Origin of the sequence: Burkholderia sp. USMB20 (genome assembly GCF_000949135.2) — a bacterium.
Taxonomy (GTDB): domain Bacteria; phylum Pseudomonadota; class Gammaproteobacteria; order Burkholderiales; family Burkholderiaceae; genus Burkholderia.
The window spans coordinates 1,179,610-1,192,509 of sequence record NZ_JTAN02000021.1 but is presented as its reverse complement, the minus strand read 5'-3'; the positions used below and the strand labels follow the sequence as shown (position 1 = coordinate 1,192,509).

The following is a 12,900-nucleotide window of genomic DNA, read 5'->3' as shown; positions in this document are numbered from 1 at the left end:
GCGCGCGGCTCCCCCACCCGATACACCGAACAGAAGAGCACCTTATGGGCAAGGCAACCGGTTTTCTGGAGTTCGAACGCCGCCACGAGGCGTACGAAGCACCGCTCACGCGCGTGAAGCACTACAAGGAATTCGTCGCGGCGCTGACCGACGCGGACGCGAAGGTCCAGGGCGCACGCTGCATGGACTGCGGCATCCCGTTCTGCAACAACGGCTGCCCGGTCAACAACATCATTCCGGACTTCAACGATCTCGTTTACCGCCAGGACTGGCAGCAGGCGATCGAAGTCCTGCATTCGACCAACAACTTCCCCGAGTTCACGGGCCGCATCTGCCCGGCGCCGTGCGAGGCAGCCTGCACGCTCGGGATCAACAACGATCCGGTCGGCATCAAGTCGATCGAGCACGCGATCATCGACAAGGCCTGGGCCGAAGGCTGGGTGAAGCCGCTGCCGGCCGAACACAAGACCGGCAAGAAAGTCGCGGTCGTCGGTTCGGGCCCCGCGGGCCTCGCCGCCGCGCAGCAGCTCGCGCGTGCCGGCCACGACGTGACGGTGTTCGAGAAGAACGATCGCGTCGGCGGCCTGCTGCGTTACGGGATCCCCGACTTCAAGCTCGAGAAGTGGCTGATCGATCGCCGCATGCGCCAGATGGAAGCGGAAGGCGTGACGTTCCGCACCAGCGTGTTCATCGGCAAGGATCCGCTGCCCGAGTCGATCGGCAGCCTCGCGAAGGAAACCATTTCGCCGGACACGCTGAAGGAAGAATTCGACGCGGTCGTGATCGCGGGCGGTTCGGAAACGCCGCGCGACCTGCCGGTGCCGGGCCGCGAACTCGCGGGCGTGCATTTCGCGATGGACTTCCTGCCGCAGCAGAACCGCGTGAACGCGGGCGACAAGCTCGCCGACCAGCTGCTCGCGAAGGGCAAGCACGTGATCGTGATCGGCGGTGGCGATACGGGTTCGGACTGCGTCGGCACGTCGAACCGTCACGGCGCGAAGCAGGTCACGCAGTTCGAGCTGCTGCCGCAGCCGCCGGAAGAGGAAAACAAGCCGCTCGTGTGGCCGTACTGGCCGATCAAGCTGCGCACGTCGTCGTCGCACGAGGAAGGCTGCGAGCGTGACTGGGCGGTCGCGACCAAGCGTCTCGAAGGCAAGAACGGCAAGGTCGAGAAGCTGATCGCGGTGCGCGTCGAGTGGAAGGACGGCAAGATGCAGGAAGTGCCGGGCTCCGAGTTCGAGATGAAGGCCGACCTGGTGCTGCTCGCGATGGGCTTCACGCAGCCGGCAGCCACCGTGCTCGAGGCATTCGGCGTCGCGAAGGATGCACGCGGCAACGCGCGCGCGGCGACCGAAGGCGATCGCTCGTACTACACGTCGGTCGACAAGGTGTTCGCGGCAGGCGACATGCGTCGCGGCCAGTCGCTCGTCGTCTGGGCGATCCGCGAAGGCCGCCAGTGCGCGCGCTCGGTCGACGCGTACCTGATGGGGCATTCGGAACTGCCGCGCTGAGCTGAAGCGCGCGAGCGGGTTTCGAGGAAAACCGGGCGTCCGAAAGGGCGCCCGGTTTTTTTATTGGGCCGAGCGCTGCCGGCAATCAATAAAGCAGCAATTAAATCGACAATTTATAAAAACAAAAATATCAAACGATATATTGAGGTAGAGATTGAATCGCGGTCTATCGCCGCCTATAGTGATTTTCGCCTGATTAATTCAGGTGCATGAAAAAGGTCTGGTTTTCATACTTTTTGGAGAAAATCATGGCGTATATATCGATGTCGTTTCAGTTTACGCAAGACCCCACGCGCGTCCTCGGTGTTGCCCAGAACAATACCAACGGCAGCGTGATCGGCCCCAATGCCCCGGTACAACTGCGCTACTTCACCGACCCGAATGTGCAGACCCTGTGGGACTACGATCCCACCCACGGTTGCATCATTCTGGATTTCAGCGATTCGAACGGCGGCGGCAAGCTGGCGGTCGACTTCGCAGACGGGAAGGTCGCGCCCGAGACGCCGCTGGTCCTGCGTCCGTTCACGGGGGCGCCGTCGCAGCGCTGGAGCATTTCGATTCGCCCGGGATATATTACGTCCCTCGCCAACACCGGCCTCGTGATCGACGACCATTACGATAGCCTGCAAGCGAACAACCTCGTCTGGGCATTCCCCTACAACGGGACCCACGCACAGCAATGGACGCCGGTTCATGCCTTCCAGGCAGTGGCCGAAAGAGCGCCGCAATCGCTACGAGCATAAGAACGGTTCGTTGTCGCCACGGGAAGGTGGTGCCCGTGGCGGCAAGGGGGGCGGCCCATTCCGTGCGCGAATGCCGTGACCTGGAAAACCGCTTCGGTTCGCCGCATTAATTTCTGCTTTGGCATGCTCGCGTTTTGAGAAATTTTCCATGGCTAATCGGATGGCATGAAAAGCCGGTTCAATGGCGGGTTCTGTTTTTCGTCGTGATTTCTATTTGGCGCTCCGCTATTGCGAACGTTTTCCGGTGCGAAAAGCCGCGAATCGCCCACCGCGCTATTTTCGGACTGGATCGCTACTTGGCGCCGCGCCAACCACTCCGCGTGACGAAGTGCGTGGCTTCGCGGCACACACGAGTTCCAGGCATGCATGCGCCGCTCGCTCCCCCCGTTGCGCGTCCCGCATCTTCCCGAAGCGTCGCCTAACCTGATCACATCGGGCGTTGATGTTTCGTTTCGCGATTTCGAAGCCTTTCGTTTTGTAATACCCATTGAGAACTGTCTTCGCCGCGTTCGCACGGCCGCCGCGTATGACGACCCCATTTACAACGACTCTGGATGGAGGCATTCGTGCATGGGTTGATCGACGCCGCCAACGGCGTGTTGTGGAATGACGTGCTGATCGCACTGCTGCCCGGCGCCGGCAACATGGCCGGCGTCGCGGTCGCGCTGACGGTCGGCGGGGCGGGCGCGATCTTCCGGATGTGGATGACGGCGCTCGTCGGGATGTCGTCGGCGTTCGTTCCCGAACTCGCTCACGTGCTGCCGGCCGACGTGTGGGGCGAGCACGGCCCGCTGCCGCAGCGAGCGGCGCCTGTCGAAGTGGTGGCCGAAGCACGCGTGGCGGTGCGCGAGTCATGAACGGCGACCGGCTCCGTGTGTTCGTCGCACTGATGCCCGATACGGCGTCGCGCGATGCGTTGCACGCGCTGCCGGTCACCCGCGGCGCGCGGCGCACGCTGCCCGCGCAACTGCACGTGACGCTCGCGTTCATCGGCGCGATCGAACGCGCGCGTTGCGACGCGCTGGCCGCACGCCTGCCGGCGCTCGCGGCCGCGCATGCTTTGCCGTTGCAGCCGGTCGAGCGGATTGCATGGTGGCCGAGCCTGCCGCGCGCGAGGCTGATCGTCGCGGAACTCGCGCCCGATCCCGCCTGTGCGGCGCTGAATGCCGAGTTGTCCTCGCTGCTGCGCGAGCTGGGCGTGCCGGCCGACCGCCGGCCGTTCCGGCCGCACGTCACGCTCGCGCGGCTGCCGCGCGACGCGGACGGGCAGCCCGCGCACGGCGGCGCGACCGGGCGGCCGGTTGCGCTGCGTTTCGTCGCGCTGACGCTATTTGAAAGCCGGTTGTCGCACGACGGCGTGTCGCATGTGCCGATCGTGTCGGTGCCGATCGTGCCGGCGTAGCGGGAAGGCGGGAAGACGGGAAGACGGGAAGACGGGAAGACGGGAAGACGGGAAGGCGGGAAGGCGGGAAGGCGGGAAGGCGGGAAGACGGGAAGACGGGAAGACGGGAAGACGGGAAGGACGCGGAAGAGAAGGCCGGCGCGGCATGCGCCGGCCTTCTGTTGTGCGGTTACGCGGCGACCTTGTCGCTGTCGTTCACGCGTTCGACGTTGATCGTGCCGACGTGGAACGCGGCCAGCGACTCGCGGTGCGCGATGCTGACGATCGCTGCCTTCGGCAGCCGTTCGGCGAACAGGTGGTAGAGCCGCGCTTCGTTGTCGGCGTCGAGCGCGCTCGTCGCTTCGTCGAGGAACAGGAAGTCCGGCTTGTGCAGCAGCACGCGCGCGCCGGCGAGACGCTGCTGTTCGCCCGGCGACAGCACGCGCGTCCAGTGGCCGGTCTCGCCGAGGCGCTCGACGTAGTCTTCGAGGCGGCACGCGCGCAGCGCGTCGCGGCACGCGTCGTCGGTGAACGTGTCGGGCGCGGCCGGATACGTGAGCGCTGCTTTCAGCGTGCCGATCGGCAGGTAACTCGTCTGCGGCACGAACATCATCCGCGCGCCGACCGGCGCGTCGATCGCGCCGTCGCCGAACGGCCAGAGGCCCGCGAGCGCGCGCATGAACGTGCTCTTGCCGGAACCCGACTTGCCGATCACGAGCCAGCGCGAGCCGGGTTCGATCGTCACGTTGCCGATGTTCGCGAGCGCGTTGCCGTTCGGCAGCGCGAGCTTCAGCGACGACGTCGACAGCTTCGCGGCATCGACGTAGTGCAGGTTGATGCCGCCGTGCTCGGTCGCGGGCGACAGGCTTTCCTTCAGGTGAGACGTGCCCATCACGCGCTTGAATTCACGCAGACGGTTGACGGTGGCGCGCCATTCGACGAGGGTCGAGTAACTGTTGATGAACCACGAAAACGAATCGCTGACGGTGCCGAACGCGGACGAGATCTGCATCAGCACGCCGAACGAGAACGCGCCGGCGAAATAGCGCGGCGCCGCGACGACGAGCGGGAAGATGATCGCGATCTGCCCGTAGAAGCTCAGCACGAACGTGAGGCGCTTCGTGTACTTCATCACGCGCCACCAGTTGTCGCGAATGCGCGTGAACAGGCTCTGCGCGTTGGCGGTCTCGGTTTTCTCGCCGTCGTAGAACGCGATCTGCTCGGCGTTCTCGCGCACGCGGATCAGCCCGAAGCGGAAGTCGGCCTCGACGCGCTGCTGCTGGTAGTTGATCGACACGAGCGGGTGACCGACCTTCTGGATGATCAGCGAGCCGACCACCGCGTACAGCGCGGCCGCCCACACCATGTAGCCGGGGATCGTGATCGGCGTTGCGCCGAGCGAGAGCGTCAGCGCGCCGGCGAGCGACCACAGGATCGTGATGAACGACACGAGCGTGACGACCGTCGACAGCAGGTCGAGCGACAGCGCGAGCGTCGTCGTCGCGAACGACTGGAGGTCGTCGGTGATCCGCTGGTCGGGGTTGTCGGCGAGGCGGTCGCGTTCGATCCGGTAGAACGCGCGATCGCCGAGCCACTGGCCGAGAAAGCGGTCGGTCAGCCACTGGCGCCAGCGGAACCCGAGCATCTGGCGCAGGTAGCGGCCGTACACCGCGAGGATGATGAAGCCGAACGCGAGCGCGGAGAACTGCATCAGCAGGTTCGGGAAGTCGTGGACGTCCTTCGACTGCAGCGCGTTGTAGAACTGCGCGTTCCACTTGTTCAGCTTGACGTTGATCCAGACCACGCAGAGGTTGATCGCGATGATCGTGACCAGCAGCCCCCACGCGACTTTCCATTCGGACGACACCCAGTAGGGCTTGATGAGGCTCCATGCGGATACCGGGCGCTCGTCCTGCGGCGCGTCGGAGGCGGAGCGGACGGGATCGATCGATTGGGTCATGTGCTTCCTGATGAGTAGCCGGCGCGCGGGCCGGGCGGAGCCGGACGCGCGCCGCGATACGGCATGCCGGGACGAGGTGCCGACTGACGGCGGGCGTCCGGATGGTGGCCCGCGCGTCTTAAACGGCACTTAAGGCCGGCGGTGACGCGGCAACCGGCCGCTCGCGCGGCCGGCCTGCGGGCATTGTGCCAGAGCGGCGCGGCGCGACGGCGAATTTGCCGCAAGGGGACAGTTTGCGGCGCTTTCCGCTTTTATGGTCTAATGGCCGACGACGAAACAGGGGTGCTTCGAGCGCGGCCGACGGACAGTTCCGGGCAACGCGGCGAGGCTGAGAAAGACCCTTCGCACCCGATCCGGGTAATACCGGCGAGGGAAGTTTCTGATCCCGCCGGGCCGCGCTGGCCGCCATCCCACATGGTCAGCGCCCGAGTCCCGCCCGGCCGGCCTTTGCTGCCGGTTTCGTCCTTTTGGGTACGCGCGTCGCGCGTTACGGAAGGAATGATGACCGCTCAATCTTCAGTCTTTTGCGCTGTTCCCGATCCGCTGTCGCGTGCGTCTGCACGGGACCGTGTGCGCGCGTCGACGTCCGTCGCATGCGCCCGCCTGGTTCGCGGGGAGGGGGCGCGATGAATCTCCATGCTTCCCGGCCGGATTTCGCGGTACTCGGCGGCGGCCTCGTCGGCCGCCTGATCGCGTGGCGGCTCGCGGGCGACGGGCATCGCGTCGCGCTGTACGAACGCGGCGGGCCGGACGGCGAGCAGTCGGCCGCGTGGGTCGCGGCCGCGATGCTCGCGCCGCTCGCCGAGGCGGCGAGTGCCGAGCTGCTGATCACCGAGCTCGGCGCCGCATCGCTCGCGCGCTGGCCGCAATGGCTCGCGGAACTGCCCGAACCGGTGTTCTTCCAGCAGCACGGCACGCTCGTCGTCTGGCATCACGCGGATCGTGCCGAGGCGCCGTTGTTCGAGCGGCGCGTGCGCGCGAACGCGCCGGCCGAGCTGTTCGACGGCGGCTTCGTCGCGCTGGCCGGTGCGCAGGTCGACGCGGCCGAGCCCGCGCTCGCGGGGCGCTTCGCGCGCGGCCTGATGCTGCCGCGCGAAGGGCAGCTCGACAACCGGCAGGCGCTGCGCGCGCTCGCGGCGGGCCTCGCGCAACGCGGCGTCGAGCTGCACTGGCACGCGACGATCGACGACGCGAACCGGCCCGACGCGCATTTCACGATCGATTGCCGCGGGCTCGGCGCGAAATCCGCGCTGCCCGCGCTGCGCGGCATCCGCGGCGAGGTCGCGCGCGTGCATGCGCCCGGCATCGGGCTCACGCGGCCCGTGCGGTTGCTGCATCCGCGCTATCCGCTGTACATCGCGCCGAAACAGGACGACCTGTACGTGATCGGCGCAACCGAGGTGGAGGGCGAGGACATGTCGCCCGTCAGCGTGCGCTCGGCGCTCGAACTGCTGAGCGCGGCGTTCTCCGTGCACCCGGCATTCGGCGAGGCACGCATCCTCGAACTCAACGCGCAGTGCCGCCCGACGCTGCCCGACCATCGCCCGGCGGTGATCTGGGACGGCGCGACGACGCTTGCCGTCAACGGCCTGTACCGGCACGGCTTCATGATCGCGCCGGAAGTCGCGCATGCGGCGGTCGCGTTCGCGCAGGCCGCGCTCGGCGGCACGTTCGCCGATGCCGACGCGTTCGCCGCGTGGCGCGATGCCGCGCGCTGGCCGACGCTCCTTCATCACCGCGACGACGCGCGCCAGCCGGCCTGACGCGCGCCGCCGACCGAATTCGATCAAGCCTCATGGATATCCAGATCAACCAACAGACGCTGACGCTGCCCGACGGCGCGACGGTGGCCGACGCACTCGCCGCGTACGGCGCGCGTCCGCCGTACGCGGTCGCGCTGAACGGAAATTTCGTCGCGCGCACGCAGCATGCGGCGCGCGCGCTCGCGACGGGCGACAAGCTCGACGTGGTGCACCCCGTCGCGGGCGGCTGAGCGCCGCCGGTTCGCCCCCGCTCTTCCAGGAAAACGACATGACGTCCCTCACTTCCGCCGACGCGCTGACGCTGTACGGCGAAACCTTCGCAAGCCGCGTGCTGCTCGGCACGTCGCGCTATCCGTCGCTGCAGTCGCTGTCCGACTCGATCGCCGCGTCGCGCCCCGGGATGGTGACGGTCGCGCTGCGCCGCCAGATGACCGGCGGCACCGCCGAGGCCGGTTTCTTCGACCTGCTCAAGCGTCACGCGGTGCCGTTGCTGCCGAACACGGCCGGCTGCCAGACCGTCGCCGAGGCGGTGACGACCGCGCACATGGCGCGCGAGGTGTTCGACACCGAATGGATCAAGCTCGAGCTGATCGGCGACGACTATACGCTGCAGCCCGACCCGGTCGGGCTGATCGAGGCGGCCGCGCAACTGGTCAAGGACGGCTTCAAGGTGCTGCCTTACTGCACCGAGGATCTCGTGATCGGCCGGCGCCTGCTCGACGTCGGTTGCGAGGCGCTGATGCCGTGGGGCGCGCCGATCGGCACCGGCAAGGGCGTCGTGAACCCGTACGGGCTGCGCGTGTTGCGCGAGCGGCTGCCGGACGTGCCGCTGATCGTCGACGCGGGGCTCGGGGTGCCGTCGCACGCGTGCCAGGTGATGGAGTGGGGTTTCGACGGCGTGCTGCTGAACACGGCCGTGTCGCAGGCCACGCACCCGGAGATCATGGCGCGCGCGTTCGCGCAGGGCGTCGAGGCCGGCCGTGCGGCCTACCTCGCCGGGCCGATGGATGCGCGCGAGACCGCGCATGCGAGCACGCCGGTCGTCGGGATGCCGTTCTGGCATCAGGACGGGGGCGGCGCATGAGCGCGCGCTTCGTCGATGCCTTCTGGCCGCCGGCCGACGAGCTGGCCGAAGCGGCCGAGCGGATTCGCGCGCGCCTCGGCGACTGGCCGGCCGGCACGACGCCGTGGCGGCTCTGCGTCGTGGCGCCCGACGTGCCGGCCGACGGCGACGTGCTGATCGTGTCGGCCGGTGACCGTGCCGCGCAGGCGCGCGCGTCGGCCGCATCGCGCCCCGCATCGCCGGATGCGGTCGCGATCGAATTCGACGAGCGCGGCGCCGTGCTGCATGCCGCGGGCGTGCGCCACGCGCTGGAAGCCGCGCATCCGCTCGCCGACGACTGGATCGCGGCGCTCGCCGCGTTCCTCGACTGCGGTTTCGCGCCGATCGACGCGCTGGTGCTCGCGCTGGCGTGGCGCGACGGCGACGAAACGCGCGATGCCGATGCGTGGCCGGTCGACGCGGCACGGTTTCCGCGTGTCGCCGGCCTGGCCGCCGCGCCGGAGCCGGCATTCCCGCCGTGCCCCGCGCAACTGGGCCTGTATCCGGTCGTCCCGGATGCCGAATGGGTCGAGCGCGTGCTGGATTGCGGCGCGCGGACCGTGCAGCTGCGCGTGAAAGGCGCGGAGCCGGACGCATTGCGCCGGGAAATCGCGCGCGCGGTCGCGGCAGGGCGCCGCTATCCCGATGCGCGCGTGTTCATCAACGATCACTGGCAGATCGCAGTAGAAGAGGGTGCGTACGGCGTACATCTGGGCCAGGAGGATCTGGAAACGGCCGATCTGGCCGCGATCGCGCGCGCCGGCCTGCGGCTCGGGCTGTCGAGCCACGGTTATTACGAGATGTTGCGGGCCTTGCACGAGCGCCCGAGCTATCTGGCGCTCGGTCCCGTCTACGCGACCGCGACCAAGGCAGTCGCGGCGCCGCCGCAGGGCCTGGCGAGGATTGCCCGCTATGCGCGCTTCGCGGGGGCGCGGGCGCCGCTCGTCGCGATCGGCGGCGTGGGGCTCAACGCGTTGCCGGACGTGCTGGCGACGGGCGTCGGCAGCGTCGCGGTCGTCAGTGCGGTAACGGGCGCGATCGATTATCGGGCGGCGATTGTTGCGTTGCAGCAATGCTTTGCCCGACAATTTGACAATCATTGACCGCAGGGCCCGGAACGGCGTCACGACATCATTCCAATGCAGGCCCTATAATTCGGCGTTCTGCGTAAAAGGACTGTCAGCTCCGTGAGCCCCACTCCTACCGAGACCCTGCTGGAACTTCGCGACGTCGACTTTGGCTACGGCGACCGCCTCGTCCTGTCGAACCTGAACATGCGCTTCGGGCGCGGCCAGGTCGTCGCCGTCATGGGCGGGTCGGGTTGCGGCAAGACGACCGTGCTGCGCCTGATCGGCGGGCTGGTGCGCGCACGCCGCGGCCAGGTGCTGTTCGACGGCGCCGACGTCGGCGCGCAGACGCGCGACGGCCTGTACGCGCTGCGCCGCAAGATGGGCATGCTGTTCCAGTTCGGCGCGCTGTTTACCGACATGTCCGTGTTCGAGAACGTCGCGTTCGCGCTGCGCGAACACACCGACCTGCCCGACGACCTGATCCGCGATCTGGTGCTGATGAAGCTCAACGCGGTCGGCCTGCGCGGCGCGCGCGACCTGATGCCGTCCGAGGTGTCGGGCGGGATGGCGCGCCGCATCGCGCTGGCGCGCGCGATCGCGCTCGACCCGCAGCTCATCATGTACGACGAACCGTTCGCGGGCCTCGATCCGATCTCGCTCGGCATCACCGCGAACCTGATCCGCACGCTGAACGAGGCGCTCGGCGCGACGTCGATCCTCGTCACGCACGACGTGCCGGAATCGTTCGCGATCGCCGACTACGTGTATTTTCTGGCCAACGGCGGCGTGCTCGCGCAGGGTACGCCCGACGAGCTGCGCGCATCGACCGACCCGAGCGTGCGCCAGTTCATCGACGGCGCGCCGGACGGCCCGTTCAAATTTCATTACACGAGCCCGCCGCTGGCAGCGGATTTCGGGCTCGGCGGAGGGCGCGCATGATCAGCGCGATCGGACGTTACGTCATCGGCGGCCTCGTGCGCGCGGGCTACGGCACGCGGCTGTTCGTGCGCCTCGTGCTGGAATTCTTCCCGCTGTTGCGCCGGCCGCGACTGGTCACGAAGCAGATCCACTTCCTCGGCAACTATTCGTTCGTGATCATCGCCGTGTCGGGCCTGTTCGTCGGCTTCGTGCTCGGCCTGCAGGGCTACTACACGCTGAATCGCTACGGGTCCGAGCAGGCGCTCGGCCTGCTGGTCGCGCTGTCGCTCGTGCGCGAGCTCGGCCCGGTCGTGACCGCGCTGCTGTTCGCGGGCCGCGCGGGCACGTCGCTGACGGCCGAGATCGGCCTGATGAAGGCCGGCGAGCAGCTCACCGCGCTCGAGATGATGGCCGTCGACCCGGTCAAGACGGTGATCGCGCCGCGCTTGTGGGCCGGCATCATCGCGATGCCGCTGCTCGCCGCGATCTTCAACGCGGTCGGCGTGCTCGGCGGCTATTTCGTCGGGGTCGTGCTGATCGGCGTCGATCCGGGCGCGTTCTGGTCGCAGATGCAGGGCGGGGTCCAGGTGTGGGCCGACGTCGGCAACGGCGTGATCAAGAGCATCGTGTTCGGGTTCGCCGTGACCTTCATTGCGCTGTTTCAAGGGTATGAAGCGAAGCCCACGCCCGAGGGCGTGTCGCGCGCGACGACCAAGACGGTCGTGTTCGCGTCGCTCGCCGTACTCGGCCTCGATTTCCTGCTGACCGCGCTGATGTTCAGCTAAGCCTCAGCCAAGCCAAATTTTGGGATGACGATGAAAAAGACTGCTCTCGACTTCTGGGTCGGCCTGTTCGTGGTGGTGGGCTTCCTTGCGGTGCTGTTCCTGGCGCTCAAGGTCGGCAACATGAGCTCGCTGTCGTTTCAGCCGACCTACTCGGTGCGGATGAAATTCGACAACATCGGCGGGCTGAAGCCGCGCGCGGCCGTGAAAAGCGCGGGCGTCGTGGTCGGCCGCGTGAAGGCGATCGGCTTCGATCCCAACACCTACCAGGCGCTGGTGACGATCGATATCGACGGCCAGTATCCGTTCCCGAAGGATTCGTCCGCGAAGATCCTGACGTCGGGCCTGCTCGGCGAGCAGTACATCGGCCTCGATCCGGGCGGCGACACCGAAATGCTGAAGGCGGGCGATACGATCACGATGACGCAGTCGGCGATCGTGCTCGAGAACCTGATCGGCCAGTTCCTGTACAGCAAGGCAGCCGACGCGGGTGGCGCGAAGCCGGCATCCGGCGCCTCGGCCGCACCGGCGGCGCCCGCACCGGTCGCGGTGCCGGCCTCCGCGGTGTCCGGTTCGGCCGCCCAATAACCACACGAGAGAAAGACCAGAGGGTAATGACCATGCAGACGATCCGCATCAGGCACGCCGCGCTCGCGGTGGCGGCAGTCGCCGCGTTGAGCGGTTGCGCGACCGTGCAGACGCCGACCAAGGGCGATCCGCTCGAAGGCTTCAACCGGTCGATGTACAAGTTCAACGACACGGTCGACACGTACGCGCTGAAACCGGTCGCGAAGGGCTACCAGTATGTGGTGCCGCAGCCGGTGCGCGACAGCGTGACGAACTTCTTCTCGAACATCGGCGACGTCTACATCGCGGCGAACAACATCGTGCAGCTGCGGATCGCGGACGGTGTCGGCGACATCATGCGCGTCGTGATCAACACGGTGTTCGGCGTCGGCGGCCTGTTCGACGTCGCGACGATCGCGAAACTGCCGAAGCACACGGCCGACTTCGGGATCACGATGGGTCGCTACGGCATGCCGTCGGGTCCGTATCTCGTGCTGCCGCTGCTCGGCCCGAGCACGCTGCGCGACACGGCCGGCCTCGGCGTCGACTACGTCGGCAACCCGCTCACCTACGTGAAGCCGGACGGCCTGAGCTGGGGCCTGTTCGGCGTGAACCTCGTCAATACGCGTGCGAACCTGCTCGGCGCGGGCGACGTGCTGGATGCCGCGGCGCTCGACAAGTATTCGTTCGTGCGCAACGCGTACCTGCAACGCCGCCAGATGCTGATCGACAACGCGCGCGGCGAGGCCTCGACGACCTCGGAGCAACGATGCGCTGCCGAAGTACGACCTGCCGGACGACGGCGCGGCGCCGGCGGCAGCCGGTGCGGCCGGGACGGCGGCGCCGCGGCAGTCGGTGGCGCGACGGCGCCGGCCGGCGCATCGGGCGCGGCCGTTGCCGCACCGGCGTCGGGCGCCGCCCAGGCGCCGAACCCGGCCAGCGCGACGACCGTGCCGCCGATGCAGGTGGCGCCGCCGTCGCCGGGCGGATTCCGCTTCCCGAGCATCCGGCTGCACTGACGCGCTTACATTCGTTACAGCCGGAAACGATTCAGTCGGTAGCGCACGCGAACCTTCGCGTAATCTACCGGCTCCAACCTTCGC

11 protein-coding genes, 2 pseudogenes and 1 riboswitch are annotated in these 12,900 nt (G+C 67.7%); of the genes and pseudogenes, 12 read left to right on the top strand and 1 reads right to left on the bottom strand.

Annotation, left to right across the window (positions count from 1 at the left end):
• Nucleotides 1-44: 44 nt before the first annotated feature.
• From PL79_RS35775 to thpR, 4 genes and pseudogenes are all read left to right on the top strand, one after another.
• Complete coding sequence (locus PL79_RS35775; RefSeq protein ID WP_044845973.1) at nt 45-1,511, top strand: glutamate synthase subunit beta; 1,467 nt, start codon at nt 45-47, stop codon at nt 1,509-1,511.
• A gap of 209 nt (nt 1,512-1,720) precedes the next feature.
• A complete protein-coding gene (locus PL79_RS35770; RefSeq protein WP_052664703.1) occupies nt 1,721-2,254 on the top strand; it encodes an RICIN domain-containing protein in 534 nt (177 codons plus the stop codon).
• A 554-nt stretch (nt 2,255-2,808) separates the two neighbouring features.
• Nucleotides 2,809-2,994, top strand: a pseudogene (locus PL79_RS35765) (alanine:cation symporter family protein); the annotation flags it as partial.
• A 113-nt stretch (nt 2,995-3,107) separates the two neighbouring features.
• Nucleotides 3,108-3,656: an RNA 2',3'-cyclic phosphodiesterase gene (gene thpR / locus PL79_RS35760; RefSeq protein ID WP_044845971.1), complete on the top strand. Its 549-nt coding sequence runs from the start codon at nt 3,108-3,110 to the stop codon at nt 3,654-3,656.
• A 169-nt stretch (nt 3,657-3,825) separates the two neighbouring features.
• Here the strand turns inward: thpR and PL79_RS35755 are convergent, their stop codons facing one another.
• Nucleotides 3,826-5,595 (bottom strand): ABC transporter ATP-binding protein/permease, encoded by a 1,770-nt coding sequence (locus tag PL79_RS35755; protein WP_044845970.1) that lies wholly within the window; start codon nt 5,593-5,595, stop codon nt 3,826-3,828.
• A gap of 268 nt (nt 5,596-5,863) precedes the next feature.
• Nucleotides 5,864-5,987: riboswitch (TPP riboswitch) on the top strand.
• Between the two features lie 234 nt (nt 5,988-6,221).
• Between PL79_RS35755 and PL79_RS35750 the strand changes: the two genes are divergently transcribed.
• The 8 genes and pseudogenes from PL79_RS35750 to PL79_RS35715 all read left to right on the top strand — a co-directional run bounded on the left by PL79_RS35750 (nt 6,222) and on the right by PL79_RS35715 (nt 12,816).
• Nucleotides 6,222-7,358 carry an FAD-dependent oxidoreductase gene (locus tag PL79_RS35750; protein WP_044845969.1) on the top strand — a complete coding sequence of 379 codons (1,137 nt, stop codon included), beginning with the start codon at nt 6,222-6,224 and terminating at the stop codon, nt 7,356-7,358.
• 32 nt (nt 7,359-7,390) lie between these two features.
• Entirely contained in the window at nt 7,391-7,588 is a 198-nt protein-coding gene (gene thiS / locus PL79_RS35745) for a sulfur carrier protein ThiS (protein ID WP_014898319.1), read from the top strand.
• Nucleotides 7,589-7,626: 38 nt separating this feature from the next.
• Nucleotides 7,627-8,442, top strand: coding sequence for a thiazole synthase (locus PL79_RS35740; RefSeq protein WP_044845968.1), 816 nt, complete (start codon nt 7,627-7,629; stop codon nt 8,440-8,442).
• The gene (gene thiE, locus PL79_RS35735) at nt 8,439-9,563 is read left to right on the top strand and encodes a thiamine phosphate synthase (RefSeq protein ID WP_044845967.1); all 1,125 of its coding nucleotides are present in this window, start codon (nt 8,439-8,441) and stop codon (nt 9,561-9,563) included. The genes PL79_RS35740 and thiE overlap by 4 nt, the downstream gene beginning before the upstream one ends.
• A gap of 84 nt (nt 9,564-9,647) precedes the next feature.
• Nucleotides 9,648-10,469, top strand: coding sequence for an ABC transporter ATP-binding protein (locus tag PL79_RS35730; RefSeq protein ID WP_044845966.1), 822 nt, complete (start codon nt 9,648-9,650; stop codon nt 10,467-10,469).
• A complete protein-coding gene (gene mlaE / locus PL79_RS35725; protein ID WP_044845965.1) occupies nt 10,466-11,233 on the top strand; it encodes a lipid asymmetry maintenance ABC transporter permease subunit MlaE in 768 nt (255 codons plus the stop codon). The genes PL79_RS35730 and mlaE overlap by 4 nt, the downstream gene beginning before the upstream one ends.
• Before the next feature lie 24 nt (nt 11,234-11,257).
• Nucleotides 11,258-11,818, top strand: coding sequence for an outer membrane lipid asymmetry maintenance protein MlaD (gene mlaD / locus PL79_RS35720; RefSeq protein ID WP_044845964.1), 561 nt, complete (start codon nt 11,258-11,260; stop codon nt 11,816-11,818).
• 32 nt (nt 11,819-11,850) lie between these two features.
• A pseudogene (locus tag PL79_RS35715) lies at nt 11,851-12,816 on the top strand (MlaA family lipoprotein).
• The last annotated feature ends 84 nt before the right edge of the window (nt 12,817-12,900 follow it).